This window comes from Streptomyces sp. NRRL B-3229 (assembly GCF_000719505.1).
Taxonomy (GTDB): Bacteria; Actinomycetota; Actinomycetes; order Streptomycetales; family Streptomycetaceae; genus Streptomyces; species Streptomyces griseorubiginosus.
This window is the reverse complement of the sequence record NZ_JOGP01000007.1, coordinates 433,625-449,755: the sequence shown is the minus strand read 5'-3', so window position 1 is coordinate 449,755 and position 16,131 is coordinate 433,625. Positions and strand designations below refer to the sequence as shown.

At 70.9% G+C, this 16,131-nt stretch carries 21 protein-coding genes; 9 read left to right on the top strand and 12 right to left on the bottom strand.

The features are described from left to right. Nucleotides 1-87 precede the first annotated feature (87 nt). The 4 genes from IF54_RS0114005 to IF54_RS0113990 all read right to left on the bottom strand — a co-directional run bounded on the left by IF54_RS0114005 (nucleotide 88) and on the right by IF54_RS0113990 (nucleotide 3,525). Nucleotides 88-279: a hypothetical protein gene (locus IF54_RS0114005; RefSeq protein ID WP_030318192.1), complete on the bottom strand. Its 192-nt coding sequence runs from the start codon at nucleotides 277-279 to the stop codon at nucleotides 88-90. Nucleotides 280-307: 28 nt separating this feature from the next. Next, nucleotides 308-1,483 (bottom strand): S1C family serine protease, encoded by a 1,176-nt coding sequence (locus IF54_RS0114000; RefSeq protein ID WP_030318190.1) that lies wholly within the window; start codon nucleotides 1,481-1,483, stop codon nucleotides 308-310. Between the two features lie 132 nt (nucleotides 1,484-1,615). Then, complete coding sequence (locus IF54_RS0113995; protein WP_078851969.1) at nucleotides 1,616-2,638, bottom strand: LacI family DNA-binding transcriptional regulator; 1,023 nt, start codon at nucleotides 2,636-2,638, stop codon at nucleotides 1,616-1,618. A gap of 119 nt (nucleotides 2,639-2,757) precedes the next feature. Further along, on the bottom strand, nucleotides 2,758-3,525 hold the full coding sequence (locus IF54_RS0113990; RefSeq protein WP_030318185.1) for a response regulator transcription factor: 768 nt from the start codon (nucleotides 3,523-3,525) through the stop codon (nucleotides 2,758-2,760). Nucleotides 3,526-3,644: 119 nt separating this feature from the next. Here IF54_RS0113990 and IF54_RS0113985 point away from each other — a divergent pair, with 119 nt between their 5' ends. Genes IF54_RS0113985 through IF54_RS0113975 form a run of 3 tightly spaced genes read left to right on the top strand, consistent with a single transcriptional unit; the run spans nucleotide 3,645 to nucleotide 6,138 of the window. Beyond that, nucleotides 3,645-4,493: an alpha/beta hydrolase gene (locus IF54_RS0113985; protein WP_030318182.1), complete on the top strand. Its 849-nt coding sequence runs from the start codon at nucleotides 3,645-3,647 to the stop codon at nucleotides 4,491-4,493. A 38-nt stretch (nucleotides 4,494-4,531) separates the two neighbouring features. Beyond that, on the top strand, nucleotides 4,532-4,792 hold the full coding sequence (locus IF54_RS0113980; protein ID WP_030318180.1) for a MoaD/ThiS family protein: 261 nt from the start codon (nucleotides 4,532-4,534) through the stop codon (nucleotides 4,790-4,792). Further along, nucleotides 4,789-6,138, top strand: a complete 1,350-nt coding sequence (locus tag IF54_RS0113975; RefSeq protein WP_030318178.1) for a hypothetical protein — start codon at nucleotides 4,789-4,791, stop codon at nucleotides 6,136-6,138. The genes IF54_RS0113980 and IF54_RS0113975 overlap by 4 nt, the downstream gene beginning before the upstream one ends. Here IF54_RS0113975 and IF54_RS0113970 read toward each other — a convergent pair. The 7 genes from IF54_RS0113970 to IF54_RS0113945 form a co-directional block, all read right to left on the bottom strand. Further along, the gene (locus IF54_RS0113970) at nucleotides 6,131-6,550 is read right to left on the bottom strand and encodes a VOC family protein (RefSeq protein WP_030318176.1); all 420 of its coding nucleotides are present in this window, start codon (nucleotides 6,548-6,550) and stop codon (nucleotides 6,131-6,133) included. The two genes, IF54_RS0113975 and IF54_RS0113970, sit on opposite strands and share 8 nt — an antisense overlap. A 9-nt stretch (nucleotides 6,551-6,559) precedes the next feature. Beyond that, nucleotides 6,560-6,820, bottom strand: coding sequence for a DUF3099 domain-containing protein (locus tag IF54_RS0113965; protein WP_030318171.1), 261 nt, complete (start codon nucleotides 6,818-6,820; stop codon nucleotides 6,560-6,562). Between the two features lie 110 nt (nucleotides 6,821-6,930). Continuing rightward, a complete protein-coding gene (locus IF54_RS0113960; protein WP_030318169.1) occupies nucleotides 6,931-7,218 on the bottom strand; it encodes a DUF1416 domain-containing protein in 288 nt (95 codons plus the stop codon). 64 nt (nucleotides 7,219-7,282) lie between these two features. Beyond that, nucleotides 7,283-8,122, bottom strand: a complete 840-nt coding sequence (locus IF54_RS0113955) for a sulfurtransferase (RefSeq protein ID WP_030318167.1) — start codon at nucleotides 8,120-8,122, stop codon at nucleotides 7,283-7,285. Nucleotides 8,123-8,232: 110 nt separating this feature from the next. Beyond that, nucleotides 8,233-8,313, bottom strand: coding sequence for an Ms5788A family Cys-rich leader peptide (locus tag IF54_RS44170; RefSeq protein ID WP_350751515.1), 81 nt, complete (start codon nucleotides 8,311-8,313; stop codon nucleotides 8,233-8,235). 230 nt (nucleotides 8,314-8,543) lie between these two features. Continuing rightward, nucleotides 8,544-9,272, bottom strand: coding sequence for a DUF2993 domain-containing protein (locus tag IF54_RS0113950; protein ID WP_030318165.1), 729 nt, complete (start codon nucleotides 9,270-9,272; stop codon nucleotides 8,544-8,546). Nucleotides 9,273-9,384: 112 nt separating this feature from the next. Further along, nucleotides 9,385-9,747: a DsrE family protein gene (locus IF54_RS0113945; protein ID WP_030318163.1), complete on the bottom strand. Its 363-nt coding sequence runs from the start codon at nucleotides 9,745-9,747 to the stop codon at nucleotides 9,385-9,387. Between the two features lie 509 nt (nucleotides 9,748-10,256). Between IF54_RS0113945 and IF54_RS0113940 the strand changes: the two genes are divergently transcribed. From IF54_RS0113940 to IF54_RS0113910, 6 genes are all read left to right on the top strand, one after another. Next, nucleotides 10,257-10,979, top strand: coding sequence for a hypothetical protein (locus IF54_RS0113940; RefSeq protein ID WP_030318161.1), 723 nt, complete (start codon nucleotides 10,257-10,259; stop codon nucleotides 10,977-10,979). Next, nucleotides 10,976-11,833, top strand: coding sequence for a hypothetical protein (locus IF54_RS0113935; protein ID WP_234438980.1), 858 nt, complete (start codon nucleotides 10,976-10,978; stop codon nucleotides 11,831-11,833). The genes IF54_RS0113940 and IF54_RS0113935 overlap by 4 nt, the downstream gene beginning before the upstream one ends. Next, nucleotides 11,830-12,951 carry a hypothetical protein gene (locus IF54_RS0113930; RefSeq protein ID WP_030318156.1) on the top strand — a complete coding sequence of 374 codons (1,122 nt, stop codon included), beginning with the start codon at nucleotides 11,830-11,832 and terminating at the stop codon, nucleotides 12,949-12,951. Before IF54_RS0113935 ends, IF54_RS0113930 begins: the two co-directional genes overlap by 4 nt. A 215-nt stretch (nucleotides 12,952-13,166) precedes the next feature. Continuing rightward, nucleotides 13,167-13,742, top strand: a complete 576-nt coding sequence (locus tag IF54_RS0113920; RefSeq protein ID WP_030318154.1) for an FABP family protein — start codon at nucleotides 13,167-13,169, stop codon at nucleotides 13,740-13,742. Between the two features lie 87 nt (nucleotides 13,743-13,829). Continuing rightward, complete coding sequence (locus IF54_RS0113915) at nucleotides 13,830-14,282, top strand: Fur family transcriptional regulator (RefSeq protein ID WP_030318152.1); 453 nt, start codon at nucleotides 13,830-13,832, stop codon at nucleotides 14,280-14,282. Nucleotides 14,283-14,292: 10 nt separating this feature from the next. Continuing rightward, the gene (locus tag IF54_RS0113910) at nucleotides 14,293-15,258 is read left to right on the top strand and encodes a YgfZ/GcvT domain-containing protein (protein ID WP_030318149.1); all 966 of its coding nucleotides are present in this window, start codon (nucleotides 14,293-14,295) and stop codon (nucleotides 15,256-15,258) included. 49 nt (nucleotides 15,259-15,307) lie between these two features. On the opposite strand, the gene IF54_RS0113905 is transcribed toward IF54_RS0113910, so the two are convergent. Beyond that, nucleotides 15,308-16,036: a hypothetical protein gene (locus IF54_RS0113905; protein ID WP_159002134.1), complete on the bottom strand. Its 729-nt coding sequence runs from the start codon at nucleotides 16,034-16,036 to the stop codon at nucleotides 15,308-15,310. Nucleotides 16,037-16,131 lie beyond the last annotated feature (95 nt).

Genomic DNA, 16,131 nt, shown 5'->3' with positions numbered 1-16,131 from the left:
CTCGGGTGCGGTGGGGACGGCGGGGAGCCGGCGGGTGAACGCTTTCAGCCTCGCACGGTTCCCGCCCGGTGCGACAAGGGCACGGGGTCAGCGGGTGGCGCCGCGGCGGCGGGCGCGGCCGGCGTTCGCCCCGCGGCGGGCCACCGCCGTGGCGACCGTCGTGGCCGCCACCTCGGGCGCCCGCGGCACCGGCGGGTGCAGTGCGTACGCCACGTCGAGGGCCAGGGCGAACCCGGCCGGATCGGCGCCGGACACCGTGTGCGAGACCTGCTGGATCATGACGTGCTCCCTACCGGGTGGAGGAGGTTCAGTTGTCGGTGCCGCCGGCCCGCAGCGTGGCCAGGTCGGACTTGACGGTGTTGATCGGGATGGAGAACCCGAGGCCCGCGCTGCCGGCCGTCGAGGAGTCCGAACTGGCCGAGTACATAGCCGAGTTGATGCCGATGATGTTGCCGTTCATGTCGATCAGCGCGCCCCCGGAGTTGCCGGGGTTCAGCGAGGCGTCGGTCTGGATCGCCTTGTACGTCGTCGTCGAGGAGCCGGTGTCGCCGTTGAACTGCTGGCCGCCGAACTCGAACGGCCACTGGCCGTTGCCGCCGCCGAACCCGCCGCCCTGGTTCTGCTGCTGCTGGCCCTCCTCCGTGGAGACGGTGACGTCCCGGTTGAGGGCGGAGACGATGCCGCTGGTGACGGTGCCGGTCAGGCCCTCGGGGGAGCCGATCGCCACGACCTGGTCGCCGACCTGGACGCCGTCGGAGTTGCCGAAGGTTGCCACACTCAGACCGGAGGCGTTCTCCAGCTTGATGAGGGCGAGGTCCTTCTTGGGGTCGGTGCCGACGACCTTCGCGGTGTAGGTCTTGCCGTTGCTGGTGCTCACCTTGATGGTGGAGGCGCCGGCGACGACGTGGTTGTTGGTGATGATCTCGCCGTCGCTGGTGATGATCACGCCGGAGCCGGTGGACTCACCGGAGTTCGAGGTGGCGTTGATCTCGACGATGCTCGGGCTGACCGCCTTGGCGACCCCGGCGACCGTGCCCTTGGCGGAGGACGGCACCACGCTGGTGCTGGTGCTGCTGGAGGTGACCGTGTCGTTGCCGGTCAGCTCCTGGATGCCGTAGGCGGTGCCGCCTCCTATCACCGCGGCGACGATGGCCACGGCGGCGAGGAGGGCGATCGGGCCGCGGGAGCGCCGCTTGGGCGTCGGGGCGGGCCCCGCGGGAGGCGCGGTGAGAAGAGCGGTTCCGCCGCCGTTGCCGTCACCGCCGTGGGAACCGCCGTCGCGGCCGTACGCACCCTCGCCCGGGGCGGCGAAGGCGGCCGGCTGCTGGATCGGCGTCGTGGGCTGGGTGTGCTGCGCGGGCGGCTGGGCCGGCGGGGGCGGCCACTCCGGGTTCACGGGCGACGAAGCGTGCTGCTGCTGGGCGCCCTGGTGGGGGTTGTCGTACTGCTCGTACTCGCCGTCGCGGCGGAAGCTCTCGGTCATGTCACACAGCTTGTCCCGCGACCATGAGAGCTTGCTGAGTGCTCCCTGAGAAGCCCGGCAGAACCTCGTATGCCCGATATAAGGCCGCTGCTGGGCCTTGGGCCAGGTGTTCTCAGACGGTCTTCAGATACCTCACCCGCAGCCGCAGGACCGCCGTACGACCAGGCGGGAGGGGAACACCTTGACCCGTTCGCGACGGGAGCCGGCCACCCGCAGCCCGTCGTCGAGGACGAGGTCCACCGCGGCCCGGGCCATCGCCGAGCGGTCCGAGGCGATGGTCGTCATCGGCGGATCGGCGAGCGCGGCTTCCTTGATGTCGTCGAACCCGATGACCCCGAGCTCGCCCGGCACGTCGATGCGCAGCTCGCGCGCGGCCCGCAGCAGGCCGATCGCCTGGTCGTCGGTGGAGCAGAAGATCGCGGGCGGGCGCTGCGGCCCGGCGAGGATCTCCAGACCCACCTTGTAGGCGTCGTAACGGTTGTACGGCGCCTCGAAGAGCCGTCCCTCGGTGGGCAGCCCGGCCTCCTGCATGGCCTGCCGCCAGCCCTCGACGTGGTCGGAGACCGGGTCGCCGACGGAGGGGGTGTCGGCGGTGCCGCCCATACAGGCGACATAGGGGTAGCCGTGGCCCAGCAGGTGCTCGACGGCGGTCTTCGCGCCGTTGACGTCGTCGAGGACGACGGCGACGTCGTCGATGGCCTCCGGCCGCTCGTGCAGCAGCACGACCCGGGCGTCCCAGGCGTCTATCTCGGCGGCCGCGTTGTCGTTCAGGGCGTGCGAGACCAGGATCAGCCCGGAGACCCGCATCCCGAGGAACGCGCGCAGGTAGTGGACCTCGCGCTCGCCGATGTAGTCGGAGTTACCGACCAGGACCATCTTTCCGCGCTCGGACGCGGCCTGTTCCACCGCGTGCGCCATCTCGGCGAAGAACGGCTGGCGCGCGTCCGGCACGATCAGGCCTATGAGGTCGGTGCGCCGGGACGCCATCGCCTGGGCGACCCGGTCGGGCCGGTACCCCAGCTCCTTGATCGCGGCGAGGACACGCTCGCGCGTGGCCGGGGCAACCGGCCGGGGTCCGTTGTTGATGACGTAGCTGACCACCGCGGTGGACGTCCCCGCGAGTCTTGCCACGTCATCCCTGGTTACCTTGGCCACGCGCGGAGTCTACGCGGATGGACCCGCTCTGGGCAGGGCGTGAAGGCGGCCTCCGTACCCCCGCGAAGAGGCTCGCGGGCGTGCGTCGGTGCGGGAGCTCTGCCCATGCGCGGGGCCCGTTACGCCTCTACGTCTTCGAGGGCGGGGCTCTCGTCCATTTCCTCCGCCTTTGCCTGCTCCGCCTTGGCCTTCGCTTCGTCGGTGATCCGGTCGCCCTTCTCGGGCGTAACGAATCGATAACCGACGTTCCGGACGGTCCCGATCAGCGACTCGTGCTCGGGTCCGAGCTTGGCGCGCAGGCGTCGTACGTGCACGTCGACCGTTCGGGTGCCGCCGAAGTAGTCGTAGCCCCAGACCTCCTGGAGCAGCTGCGCGCGCGTGAAGACGCGGCCCGGGTGCTGGGCGAGGTACTTGAGGAGCTCGAACTCCTTGAAGGTGAGGTCGAGGACCCGGCCCTTGAGCTTCGCGGAGTAGGTGGCCTCGTCCACGGAGAGGTCGCCGTTGCGGATCTCCATGGGGGAGTCGTCGTTGACGATCTGCTGGCGGCCCATGGCGAGCCGCAGCCGCGCCTCGACCTCCGCCGGTCCGGCGGTGTCGAGGAGCACGTCGTCGATGCCCCAGTCGGCGGTGACGGCGGCGAGGCCGCCCTCGGTCACGACGAGGATGAGCGGACAGCCCGGCCCCGTGGAACGCAGCAGCTGGCACAGGCTGCGCACCTGCGGCAGGTCACGGCGTCCGTCGATGAGGATGACGTCGGCACCAGGGGTGTCGACGAGTGCGGGGCCCTCCGCGGGTGCCACGCGCACGTTGTGCAGGAGCAGGCCGAGGGCCGGCAGCACCTCCGTCGACGGCTGGAGGGCGTTGGTCAGGAGCAGCAGAGAACTCATACGTCTGGTTCCTCCTCGGTCCCGGCGAGGTCGTTGCTTTCGTATACAGGCGTATCCGAAAGCACAAAAGGACCCGGGGGCTGCGTCGCCCGAGTCCTCTTCCCAGGAGAATAGCCCACATGAGCATGGATCCGGCAGGTCGTGTGGCACGTTCCACGGCTCGTCCGCACTCTGAGACGCGCAGACGCGCACCTATACGGACGTTTCTGCACACCGTCGACGGTGTGACGATCGATTCCGTATACGATCCGCCCTCCTTCGTATACGACCTCTCCCGGCCACCCTCCCGTGACCTGGTGTTCGTCGTCGCGCACGGTTTCACCGGCGATGTGGATCGTCCTCATGTTCGCCGGGTGGTGAAGGCCCTCACGCGGTACGGCGCCGTCGTCACCTTCTCCTTCCGCGGCCACGGCGCCTCCGGCGGGCGCTCGACGGTCGGCGACCGCGAGGTGCTGGATCTGGCCGCCGCGGTGGAGTGGGCCCGCGGGCTCGGCCACACGCGCGTGGCGACCGTGGGCTTCTCCATGGGCGGCTCGGTGGTGCTGCGGCACGCGGCGCTGTACGGGCCGGAGAGCGGCGCACACACGGACGTCGTGGTCTCGGTCAGCGCCCCGGCCCGCTGGTACTACCGCGGTACGGCCCCCATGCGCAGACTCCACTGGCTGGTGACCCGCCCCGCCGGACGCCTGGTGGGCCGCTACGGCTTCCGCACCCGCATCCACCACCGGGACTGGGACCCGGTCCCGCTCTCCCCGGTGGAGGCGGTCCCGCGGATCGCTCCCGCCCCTCTGCTCATCGTGCACGGCGACCGCGACGGCTACTTCCCCCTCGACCACCCGCGGATGCTCGCGGCGGCCGCCGGTGACCACGCTGAGCTGTGGATCGAGCCCATGGGCCACGCCGAGCACGCGGTCGGCGACGAACTGCTGGACCGGATCGGGGACTGGGCTGTCATAGCGGGCGGCTAGCCTGGGCGCGTACATCACCGATTCGATTGAGGAAGCGGATGCCAAAGGTCACGGTGCGCTACTGGGCCGCCGCGAAGGCCGCGGCCGGGATCGCCGAGGAGCCGTTCGACGCGGTCACGCTCGCCGATGCGCTGGACGCGGCGCGTGAGCGACACCCCGGTGAGCTCGTGCGCGTCCTGCGGCGATGCTCGTTCCTCGTCGACGGCGACCCCGTGGGCACCCGCGGACATGAGACGGTACGGCTGGCCGACGGCGGCACGGTCGAGGTGCTCCCGCCGTTCGCAGGAGGATCACGATGACGAACCAGCCGAACCAGCCGTACGAGGGCTACGACCAGTATCCGCAGCAGGGTTGGCCCGCCCACGCGGACCAGGGCCACGAGGACCCGCAGTCCGCCCAGCAGCACACCCAGCAGTGGCAGGGCCAGACCTGGGACACCCAGCTCCACACCCCGGCCCAGGCCGCCCCGGAGACGGCGTACCTGCCGCAGCAGGGGTACGAGGGCGATGCCCAGGGGTACGGCACGGACCGGGGCGCCGGTGGGTACGGCTCGGCGCAGGCGGGACCTGGAGCCGGTGGGTACGGCTCTGCTCAGGGAGCCGACGCGTACGACTCTGCGCAGGCGGTTCCGGGAGCCGGTGGGTACGGCTCCGCGCAGGCGGTTCCGGGCTCGGACGCGTACGGCCCCGGAGCAGGTTCGGCCCCGGCCGCATACGGTTACGCGGCGGCTTCCGGCCCGGCCGGTCATGGCCCCGCCGGTCACGGCCCCGGGCCGACGGGTGCCGGTGCCGCCCAGCCGCTCCCCGCCTCCGGCCCCGCCGAGCCGCTCCCCGACTCCGACGCCCCGCCCTCCGGCTACGGCCCCGCCACCCTCGCCGGGAACTCCCGCGTCACCGACGCCCAGCGTGCCCGGCTCGAAGGGCGGTCCCCGATCATCGAGCCCGGCATCCAACCGGCCGCGCTCACCGCGCTCCTCGGCCTGCTGCTGTCCGGCACGGCGACCTTCGGGTCGTACGCCCTTCTCGTGCCCCTCGTCGCCCTCCAAGCGGTGACCGCGGCCGGCTGGTTCCGGCTGAACGGCATGTGGCCGGCCCGGCAGGGCATCGCGCTGGCCTTCCTCGGCGCGCTGGTCGCGGACGCGGCGCTGCTCGTGGCGGGCCGGTCCAACGGCCCCGCCGCGATCCTCGGCACCCTCGGCGTCTGGGTCCTGCTCAGCCTGGTGATGCAGCTCCGCTCGCACGCCGACCCGGACGAGCGGATGTACGGCCTGATGGCGACCGTCGCCTCGGCGGCGCTGGCGATCGTGGCGACCGGCTACCTGGCGGCCGACCCGGACGCGGTGTCCGTGGGCGCGGCCGCGGTGGCCGTGGCCGTCCTGGCCCGGGCGCTGCCCCTGCCGACCCCGGCCTCGGTGGTCGTCTCGCTGCTCGCCGCGGCGGGCGCGGGCATCGCGGTCGGCGGGATGACGGGCCTCGGCGCCAAGGGCGCGCTGCTCGGCGCGGGCGCGGCGGTGTGCGCGCTGATCGGCCACCGGGTCGCGAGCTACGACTACCCGTCCCGCTTCGTGCACTTCACAGCGGGCGTGGCGCTGCCCCTGGCGGCGGCGGCCCCGGCGGTGTACGTCCTGGGCCGCGCGATCAGCTAGGCGTCTCGGTCCAGAGACAGAAGGGGTGCCCGGACGGGTCGTACAGCACCCGTACGTCCTCCTGCGGCTGGTGGTCGGCGAGCCGCGCCCCCTCCGCCACGGCCCGTGCGGCCTCTGCCTCCAGGTCGTCCACCTCGATGTCCAGGTGCAGCATCATCTGCTGGTCGCCGGGCCTGCGCGTGGGCCAGACCGGCGGGACGTAGTCGGGCTCGGTCTCGAAGGCGAGTGACGTGCCCGCGGTGCCCGGCGGCGGGCCGATGAGCACCCAGTGCGGCTCCTCGGCGCGCACCACGTACCCGAGCAGGCGCTGGTAGAAGGCGGCCAGCTCATGGGCGTCCCGGGCGTCGAGGACGACGGTGGACAGCCTCGCGGACGACGTGCCGGGCTTCTCGCTGCTCGCGGAGGAGGACATGCCCGTTTCCTACTGGCGCCGCTTCTTCCCGTCCAGTTCGTCCCACCACTCGTCGGACTTGGGGTCGCCGGAGGGGTCGTCCCACCAGCGGTCGTCGGGGCCGCGCCGGTTGGCGACCATCGCGGCGAGCGGCGGGATCACCATGGCCACCACGCACATCCCCACGGCCACCGGGACCGACCAGAGCCGCACGACTCCCCAGGCCAGGACGAACAGGCCGATGCACGTGCCCATCATGGCGAAGTAGAGACGCCGTCGTCGCGCCAACATGCCTCCAGCGTAGGCCCGCACGGGCCGAAAGGGCCGGACAGGCCGAAGGACCGCACAGGCCGAAAGGGCCGCACCCCGGGGGTGCGGCCCTTCGACTGCGCTCAAGCGTTTCAGACCGCGATCGCGACCTCGGCCAGGCCGCCATGCTGGGCGACGACCGTACGGTCCGCGGTGCCGCCCGGAACCAGGGCGCGGACGGTCCAGGTGCCCTCGGCCGCGTAGAAGCGGAACTGGCCCGTCGCGGAGGTCGGCACCTCTGCCGTGAACTCGCCGGTCGAGTCCAGGAGGCGGACGTAACCCACCACAGGCTCGCCGTCACGCGTCACCTGACCCTGGATCGTGGTCTCACCGGGCTTGATCGTCGAGGCGTCCGGGCCGCCGGCCTTCGCTCCACACATGTCTTTCTCCAGATTCAGAACGGTCTGACCGGAAGGAAGGCCGGTCGGGATTTGCGGGTGGGTCTTACTTGTTGGCGCCGAGCTCGATCGGAACGCCGACCAGGGAGCCGTACTCGGTCCAGGAGCCGTCGTAGTTCTTGACGTTCTCGACACCGAGCAACTCGTGCAGCACGAACCAGGTCAGGGCCGAGCGCTCACCGATACGGCAGTACGCGATGGTGTCCTTGGCGAGGTCGACCTGCTCCTCGGCGTAGAGCTCCTTGAGCTCCTCGTCCGACTTGAAGGTGCCGTCGTCGTTGGCGTTCTTCGACCACGGGATGTTGCGCGCGGACGGGACGTGACCGGGACGCTGCGACTGCTCCTGCGGCAGGTGCGCGGGAGCGAGCAGCTTGCCGGAGAACTCGTCGGGGGAGCGCACGTCGACCAGGTTCTGCGAACCGATGGCCGCCACCACGTCGTCACGGAAGGCGCGGATGGCCGTGTTCTGCGGCTTCGCCTTGTAGTCGGTCGTGGGGCGCTCGGGCACGTCCTCGACCAGCTCGCGGGCGTCCAGCTCCCACTTCTTGCGGCCGCCGTCGAGGAGCTTGACGTTCTCGTGGCCGTAGAGCTTGAAGTACCAGTAGGCGTAGGACGCGAACCAGTTGTTGTTGCCGCCGTAGAGGATCACCAGGGTGTCGTTGGCGATGCCCTTCGCCGAGAGGAGCTTCTCGAAGCCCTCCTGGTCGACGAAGTCACGGCGGACCGGGTCCTGAAGGTCCTTGGTCCAGTCGATGCGGATCGCGTTGCGGATGTGGTTCTTCTCGTAGGCGGACGTGTCTTCGTCCACCTCCACGATCGCGATGTCGGCGTTGTCGAGGTTGGCCTCGACCCAGTCGGCGTCGACCAGGACGTCGCTGCGGCTCATGCTCTTTCTCCTCCGGGGCAGTTGCGGCGGGGCGTGCGGAAGGGTGCGCGGGGCGCACGGATGCCCTGGGGGCGCCAGGGCAAGGGGATGCGGAGGTCGATGCCGTCCGCTCAGAAGGGGCGACAGAGCATGGCGGCGACACGGCACAGGTCTACTGCCCGCCGCTTCGTGAGATCCGCCTGTCGCTTCATGGCCTCGATCGTAGGGACGGACATACCGGCATGTCACCGGTGTGTCGCATGGTGAGATGCGATCGTCCGGAATGTGGGATCAAAGGCCCGCCCGGGCCGTGTTCCCACGGTTCCCGGGCGGATGTAGTCGTCATCACATCTACGGTGCGGACGTCACCGTCTCGCCTGTCGGACGCTTCCGTGTGCAGCGTGCTTGCTCGCGCGCGCCCCGGTCCGGTCCGACGCTCGTCCTACCCGGCGAGCCTGACGTTCGAACCCTTCACCGCGATCTCCACACCGTTCGCACCGGCCTGCACCTTGTCGAGCTTGATGCCGCCCGGCAGGCCCTCGATCTTCTGGTCGAAGTCGGCGATGGAACGGAAGTCGGAGTCGGCGAGGGTGATGTTGCCGAAGCTGGGGATCGAGTCGGCGTGCACCCGCACGGTGTCGCCGTCGACCACGCTCACGGTGCTCAGCACGGAGACGGGCTTCTCCAGGGCGCTCACCTTGATGTCGACCTTGATCTTGCCGTCGCCGCCGTCGGAGAGCCCGACGACCTTCGCGGTGATGCCGAACGGCAGCCGGGTCTCCTGCGACTTGGCGGCCTTGAGCAGCTGGTCGTAGGTGACGGCCGCGCTGCCGGCGGCGGTGGTGGCGGTGGCGGAGCTGTAGTCGCCGGAGAACGCGACGCCCTTCATGGCGGCGTTCAGGTCGTCGATGCGGATCTTGCCGCCGCTGGTGCCGGTGTCCGCGTCGTACTCCTTCATGCCGACCTGGACGTCGTCGAGCTCACCGCCGGCCACCTGGGTCAGGAAGGGGAACCCCTTGATGTCGACGCTCGGCGTCGTCGTCAGCCCCTCCCGTGACTGCAACCGGTCCGCGACCTCGCCTTCCGCGAAGTGGACCGCCAGCCGGTCGGCGGCGACGAAGAGCCCGCCGAGAATCACGGCGGTGATCAGAAGTATTCGCAGGGCGCGCATACGGTGGTTCCCCCAGGGGCGGCAATGGGTGTCGACGAACGGATGACCGTCGAGCCCGACATTAACCGCGCCGGGTAAGCCCTTCCTTGAATTGTCGACCACCTGTGACGGTTCAGTAGACGAGCGCCTGCGTCCCGTCCCCCAGGGCCTCCTGCACGAACACCTGCGCCCCCGCGATTCGTACGCCCTCGATGACGTCCTTCTCCGTGATGTCCCGCCGGGCCGCGCACTGCGTGCACAGGGTGAGCCGCCCGCCCGCGAGGATCGACTCCAAAAGATCGGGCAGCGGCGCCGCGTGCGGCAGCTCGAACTCGGCGGCCCGGCCCGGCAATGCGAACCACGCCGACTCCCCGGTCAGCCAGAGCGACACGTCCACCCCGCTGGCCACGGCCACCGCCGCCACGGTGAACGCCTGCGAGCAACGCTCGGGAGCATCTGCCCCGGCGGTCACCTTGATCACGAGCTTCTTCGCCATGCGGGCAGCGTAGACGTACGACGGCCGGGGCGCCGTGACGCACCCTGGCCTGCTGCCGCGGTCGGACGTGGCCCGATGTGATCGTCGGCGCTTACGACGAGACCCGGCCGTAAGGCAGGGAGCATGTCCGGCAGGGGGACCGTCGGCACCGTGCCCTTCCTTCGGACCCTGGCCCTCCAGAGCCAGCTCCTGACCTGAACCGGGCCGCGGATGCGGTTCGGTTCGGGTGCGTTGCGGATGTGTCCGGATCGTGATCAACCCTCCGTACAACTCTGGGGATTGACCGAGGGTCTCCTGTGAAGCGCGCATACGGAATGCGCGCTTCACGCTTTGTGGGGGACGCATTGGAAGTGCCCGAAGAGAGGGCCGACGAGCGGTTCGAGCCGGTTGATCCGGTTGAGCGGGTTGTGCCGACTGAGCCGGTTACGCCGGATGCGACGGCTGAGCCTGTTGCGCCAGTTGCGCCAGTTGCGCCAGTTGCCCCGGCTGAGCCGCTTGCGCCGGCACCGGTGGCCGAGGCCCGGCCGCCGCGCCGCCGGGGCCGTACGACTCTGCTGATCGCCGCCGCGGCCGTGCTCGGTGTCGTGGCCGGGACCTGCGCCGGATACCTGATCCAGGCCGACCGTGACCCCACCCCGCTGCCCTCGCTCTCCCAGCCGACCCTCGCCCAGGCGAAGGGCGACGGCCCCGAGCCGCTGTCCGCCGCGCAGGACCGCCGCGTCACGACCGACGGCGACCTGCGGAAGCTGCTGGTGAAGAAGCCGGCCGGGACGAAGAAAGCGGTGTGGCTGTCCTCGGTCGACGGCTGGCTGAGCCTGCCCGCGTACGCGGACACCTACGTCAAGCCGGGCGCGGCCTTCGGCGACGCCGTCAGCGACGAGTTCCGCAGGGCGGTGTCCACCGGGTGGACCAAGGGCCAGGCGGACTACGAGGTCCGGTTGGTCCAGTTCAGGCAGGAGGAGGTCTTCGCTGCCTCCGAGGTCACGTCGGGCAACCAGTCCTGGGCGGCCGGCGAGTCCGCCACCCGGAGCTGGACGCTCCCGGGCACGGAGGACGGCATGGTGTACGTCCACGACAAGCCGAAGACCAAGCCCGGCTACCTGCCGCAGTACTACGCCGAGGCGTACGCGTGGCGGGGCGACGTCGCGCTCATGGTCTGGATCTACGACACCAAGCCCATCACCAAGAAGGCAATCATGGACCTGGCCGAGCGGCAGATGGAGCGGCTGTGAGCGAGAACGCCGAGAACGCCGCGAGTGCCGAGAACACCGTGGGCGCCGTGAGCGAAGGGGCCGCTCCGGAACCGGTCCGTGCCGGTCGCGGGCGCCGGGGTGGCCGTATCGCCGCGATCGCCGTGTCGGTCGTGGCGGCCGGGGCCGTCGTGGCGGGGGTGGGCGTCACGGTCGTCACCGTGAACGGCGCGAACCGCGACGCGGGCGCGCCCGTCTGGACGTTCCCGAAGGGCGGCAAGGCCGGGGCCGGGGAGGCGAAGGCAGCGCCCGGGAAGGGACTGGGCGCGATGCTCGTGCCGTACGGGGCCGACGGCTGGAGCCGGGGGCCGGACATGGCGGAGTTCGGGCCCGACGCGCAGCTCAGCGGGGCCCGGGCGACGGCGCTGGCGAAGGAGTCGCTCAGCGGGTTGCCGCGCAGCCAGCGCAAGGCGCTGGAGAAGCGGATCGACAAACAGCGCATCTCGGGGATCGCGATGCGCAGTTACGTCAGCACCGAGGAGCTGTCCTCCGTCTACACGGACCAGGCCTCCGTGGTGACCGTCCAGCTGGCCCAGATGGCGAGCACGACGGCGGTCCGCGGCCTCGCCCGCTCCCAGCAGGGCTTCCTCGACGCCCTCGGGTTCTTCGACGAGGGCCCGAAGATCGAGGGGCACAAGGACGCGGCGTGCTATCTGCCGCCGTCGGACAAGAAGGACGGCAAGAACGGCCTCCAGTCCATGTACTGCGTCGCCGCGCAGGGCAACGTCCTGGTCACCCTCAACGCGACCAGTGCGAAGCCCCTCCAGAAGACAGGCATAGCCATGTTCCTGCGCGAACAGCTCGACCGCATCGAGGAGCCGGGGGAGGCGGTATGACCCACCAGGCAGAGGAAACCGACCACAGCACGAGCCATCCGGCCCCCGCGGAGGGCCCCACCCCCGGTGCGCCCCGGTCCGACTCCGCCGCGCCCCGGTCCGACGAGCCCCGGCCGGGCCCGTCGGCGTCGGCTGCCGCACGGGAACCCGTCCCGGCACCCGCCGTCCCCACCGCCGTCCCCACCGACGAGCCCGAGCCCGAGCCCGAGCCCGCACCCGAGCCCGCACCCGGCTCCGGCCCCGGCTCCGGCTCCGGCTCCGGCTCCGCGACCGTCCCCCCGAGCGCACCCACTGGCGTACCGGACACCACCGCGGCTCTCGCGGAGTCCACCCCGCCCCCCGCGCCGCGCCCCCTCAAGTCCCGCCGTCTGCTCCGTGCCGGACTCCGCTGGACGGCCGCGGTGGTCGTCTTCGCGGCGGTGGGAGCCGGGACGGCGTACGGGATCGCGGGCATGGAGCGGACCGACGTCCCCGGGCTCGGGACCGTGTCTGACGGGAGGTGGGAGTACCCCACGCTCACGAAGCCGCCGTTGCCGAAGGGGCGTCCGGGGCCGCTCGCCGAGGGGAACAAGAGCGGGACGCACTACGCCGATCTGCGCCGACTGGTGCTGCCCGCGCCGAAGCAGGCGACGGCGGACCCTGCGCTGCGCGGCACCGACGGCTGGCTCCCGACGAAGGACCTCCTCACGGAGTACGCGCAGAAGAGCGACCGCGAGGAACTGGCGCAGAGGTTCACCCAGTACGGGCTGCGTCACATCGCGGCCCGCGGCTGGACCACCCCCGACGGCACGCACACCCGCGTCTACCTGCTCCAGTTCGACACCGCGGCCGTCGTCGACGAGCTCATCGGCCAGATCGCCCCGTACGGCGGCCCGGGCTACCAGCTGCGCGGCGCCGCCGAGTCGGTCTCCGACGACGGCTTCCCGGCCAAGGCCCAGATCGAGGACGTCACGCGCGTCGTCTACACCGAGTCCAAGCAGTACGGCACCGAACAGACCCGGCAGGCCTACCTGGCCGCCGGTGACGTCCTCGCCCTGGTCGTGCAGGACCGCAAGGGCACCGCGCGCCCCGTCCCCTTCCAGCAGACGGTGACCCTCCAGAGCCAGCTCCTGGCGTGAGGAGGCCCGCACGGTCCCCCGGGCCCCGGCCGCGTAAGCTGGGGCCCGGCCCTGTGTACATGCACCGCACTCCGCTCATCCGAGGAGCACCCCGTGGAGATCTTCTTCGAAGCCCTGCTGGTCCTGGTCTGCGTCGGCGTTCTCGCCTTCGCCGGACTGACCGTGAAGAAGCTGTACCAGGGCCAGCGCTGACCTTCGTCTAGGAACCGCCACTCATGATCGAGATCCCGTCCGACCTCCACAAGGACCTCGTCCCGCTCGCCTTCCTGCTCGGCAACTGGGCCGGCGCGGGCGTGCACGACTTCCCCGGCTCGGAGAAGTGCAACTTCGGCCAGGAAGTGACGTTCAGCCACGACGGCCGGGACTTCCTGGAGTACGAGTCCCACACCTGGGTCCTCGACAACGACGGCAACAAGGTCCGCCCGCTGGAGACCGAGCACGGCTTCTGGCGCATCGACTCCGACCGCAAGGTCGAGGTGACGATGGTCCGCGACGACGGCGTGGTCGAGATCTGGTACGGCGAGATGGCCGACCAGAAGCCGCAGATCGACCTGGTGACCGACGCTGTCGCCCGCACGGCCGCCTCCGGGCCGTACAGCGGTGGCAAGCGCCTGTACGGCTACGTCAAGAGCGACCTCATGTGGGTCGGCGAGAAGCAGACCCCCGAGGTCGAGCTGCGCCCCTACATGTCGGCCCACCTGAAGAAGGTCGTCACCCCGGAGGAGGTCGAGCGCTGGGCCAAGGCCCTGCCCGACGACATGCCGGACGACGGCATCGCGTTCTTCAAGTAGGCCGCCGATCCAAGCAGGCCTCCGATTCCAGTAGGCCCGCTCCCGATTCCGGTGGGCTCCGCGCCGGGAGGTCCTAGACTTTCCGGTGTGGTGAGCACCGACTGGAAGAGCGACCTCAGGCAGCGCGGCTACCGGCTGACGCCGCAGCGCCAGCTTGTCCTCGAAGCTGTGGACACCCTGGAGCACGCGACCCCCGACGACATCCTCACGGAAGTGAAGAAGACGGCCTCGGGGGTCAACATTTCCACGGTCTACCGGACGCTGGAGCTCCTGGAGGAGCTCGGGCTGGTCAGCCATGCCCACCTGGGCCACGGGGCGCCGACGTACCACCTCGCCGACCGGCACCACCACATCCACCTGGTCTGCCGCGACTGCCAGAACGTCATCGAGGCCGACATCAAGGTGGCCGCCGAGTTCACGGCCAAGCTGCGCGACACCTTCGGCTTCGAGACCGACATGAAGCACTTCGCGATCTTCGGCCGCTGCAAGGACTGTTCTCTCAAGTCCCTTGAGATCAAGAATTCAACTACCGAGTCGTAGGCTTGTGCATATGAAGAGCCCTCTGCTGTCCCTGCCCGGCGCCGTCCCCGCCGAGGGCGTGGACGAAGGCGTCGCCGCGCACTACGGCGACCTGTTCCGCGAACAGCGCGCCCTCGCCGACGGCACCGGATTCGTCGACCTCTCGCACCGCGGGGTCGTCTCCGTCACCGGCGACGACCGCCTCAGCTGGCTGCACCTGCTGCTCACCCAGCACGTCAGCGACCTGCCCACCGGCCAGGCCACCGAGGCGCTGATCCTCTCCGCGCACGGCCACATCGAGCACGCCCTGTACCTCGTCGACGACGGCACGACCGTCTGGGCCCATGTCGAACCCGGCACCCAGAGCGCGTTGATCGCCTACCTGGAGTCGATGAAGTTCTTCTACCGGGTCGAAGTCGCCGACCGCACCGACGAGTTCGCCGTCGTCCACCTGCCCGCCGGATCCATCGCCGAGGTGCCGGACGGGGTCGTCGCACGCGAGACGCCGTACGGTCGTGACCTCTTCCTGCCGCGCGCCGAACTGGAGTCCTACGCCGAGAAGTCCGGGCCCGCGGCCGGGCTGCTGGCGTACGAGGCGCTGCGTGTCGAGCAGCACCGCCCCCGTCTGGGCTTCGAGACCGACCACCGCACCATCCCGCACGAGCTGGGCTGGATCGGTACGGCCGTGCACCTCCAGAAGGGCTGCTACCGCGGCCAGGAGACCGTCGCCCGCGTCCAGAACCTCGGCAAGCCGCCGCGCCGCCTGGTCTTCCTGCACCTGGACGGCAGCGAGGTCCATCTGCCGCCCGCCGGCGCCGACCTCAGGCTCGCGGACGAGGGGCCCGACGGCCGCAAGATCGGCTTCGTGACGACGTCCGTACGGCACCACGAGCTCGGCCCGGTCGCCCTCGCTCTGGTCAAGCGGAACATCCCCCTGGACGCGCGCCTCGTCGCGGAGACGACGGCGGCTGCTCAGGAAGTGGTCGTGGAGCCGTAGTGCTTCAGCTGCTGCTTCAGCCAGTGCTTTGGCGTCGTACCGGTCGGCGTCACGACGAGCAGTTCTCCCCGCCCGCGTCCAGCGTCACCCACACCGACGCCCGGTGGACCGTGTCGGTGCCCGGTGGAAGCCGGGTGCTGACCAGGCCCGCCACATCGGCGCCCGCCTTCGCCGGGACCAGCTGGACGCCGGTGTAGGTGGTGGCGCCGAGCAGGTAGTCGGAGGTGGCGTCCGGGACCAGCACCGCGCCGATCTCGAAGCTCGCTCCGCGCTGCGCCGGGAGGTCGCCGATCTGCGGGCAGGCGTCCCAGCTGGTCGGGCCGGTGTCCGGCCCGGTCAGGTGCACCCGCCCCAGCAGGTTCAGGGCGGCCTCGCCCTTCTTGTGCGCGACCAGCCACAGGGTGTGGTGCGGCGGGATCACGGCGACGCCGTAGACCTTCTGGTGCAGCCGGACCGAGGCGGCCTGCTGCGGGTACTGGATCCGTACGGAGGCCGTACGGGCCGCTGAGAGGGACGGGGAGGCGGACGGCGGTGCGGCCTGCGACTGCTGCGCCGGGACGTCCGTCCCGTCGGTGCCCGAGCCGAGGCCGGTGAGCGCCGAGACCACCGCCGCGATCCCGGTCAGCCCGCCCAGCGCGGTGATCAGGAAACCGGTCAGCAGGACGGCACGCGGGATGCTCTGCGGGCCCGACAACGTTTCCCGCTCCCGGTCGGAGTGGCCGTCCGAGTGGCCTTCCCCGTCCCGGGACTCCCCGGTCGTCCTCATGCGTGTGCTCATGCCTGAACCGACCCTCCCGGTCGTGAGCGCCCCGCCCCCCGCGCGGGGCGCTCTCCACGTCCAGGGTGCGTCCGGCTGGAAACCCTGGGCGCGAT

What these genes read in the sequence shown, in the direction of transcription:
- IF54_RS0114005 (WP_030318192.1), bottom strand. Translation starts at nt 279, where the DNA reads ATGATCCAGCAGGTCTCGCACACGGTGTCCGGCGCCGATCCGGCCGGG.
- IF54_RS0114000 (WP_030318190.1), bottom strand. Translation starts at nt 1,483, where the DNA reads ATGACCGAGAGCTTCCGCCGCGACGGCGAGTACGAGCAGTACGACAAC.
- IF54_RS0113990 (WP_030318185.1), bottom strand. Translation starts at nt 3,525, where the DNA reads ATGAGTTCTCTGCTGCTCCTGACCAACGCCCTCCAGCCGTCGACGGAG.
- IF54_RS0113985 (WP_030318182.1), top strand. Translation starts at nt 3,645, where the DNA reads ATGAGCATGGATCCGGCAGGTCGTGTGGCACGTTCCACGGCTCGTCCG.
- IF54_RS0113980 (WP_030318180.1), top strand. Translation starts at nt 4,532, where the DNA reads ATGCCAAAGGTCACGGTGCGCTACTGGGCCGCCGCGAAGGCCGCGGCC.
- IF54_RS0113975 (WP_030318178.1), top strand. Translation starts at nt 4,789, where the DNA reads ATGACGAACCAGCCGAACCAGCCGTACGAGGGCTACGACCAGTATCCG.
- IF54_RS0113970 (WP_030318176.1), bottom strand. Translation starts at nt 6,550, where the DNA reads ATGTCCTCCTCCGCGAGCAGCGAGAAGCCCGGCACGTCGTCCGCGAGG.
- IF54_RS0113965 (WP_030318171.1), bottom strand. Translation starts at nt 6,820, where the DNA reads ATGTTGGCGCGACGACGGCGTCTCTACTTCGCCATGATGGGCACGTGC.
- IF54_RS0113960 (WP_030318169.1), bottom strand. Translation starts at nt 7,218, where the DNA reads ATGTGTGGAGCGAAGGCCGGCGGCCCGGACGCCTCGACGATCAAGCCC.
- IF54_RS0113955 (WP_030318167.1), bottom strand. Translation starts at nt 8,122, where the DNA reads ATGAGCCGCAGCGACGTCCTGGTCGACGCCGACTGGGTCGAGGCCAAC.
- IF54_RS44170 (WP_350751515.1), bottom strand. Translation starts at nt 8,313, where the DNA reads ATGAAGCGACAGGCGGATCTCACGAAGCGGCGGGCAGTAGACCTGTGC.
- IF54_RS0113950 (WP_030318165.1), bottom strand. Translation starts at nt 9,272, where the DNA reads ATGCGCGCCCTGCGAATACTTCTGATCACCGCCGTGATTCTCGGCGGG.
- IF54_RS0113945 (WP_030318163.1), bottom strand. Translation starts at nt 9,747, where the DNA reads ATGGCGAAGAAGCTCGTGATCAAGGTGACCGCCGGGGCAGATGCTCCC.
- IF54_RS0113930 (WP_030318156.1), top strand. Translation starts at nt 11,830, where the DNA reads ATGACCCACCAGGCAGAGGAAACCGACCACAGCACGAGCCATCCGGCC.
- IF54_RS0113920 (WP_030318154.1), top strand. Translation starts at nt 13,167, where the DNA reads ATGATCGAGATCCCGTCCGACCTCCACAAGGACCTCGTCCCGCTCGCC.
- IF54_RS0113910 (WP_030318149.1), top strand. Translation starts at nt 14,293, where the DNA reads ATGAAGAGCCCTCTGCTGTCCCTGCCCGGCGCCGTCCCCGCCGAGGGC.
- IF54_RS0113905 (WP_159002134.1), bottom strand. Translation starts at nt 16,036, where the DNA reads ATGAGCACACGCATGAGGACGACCGGGGAGTCCCGGGACGGGGAAGGC.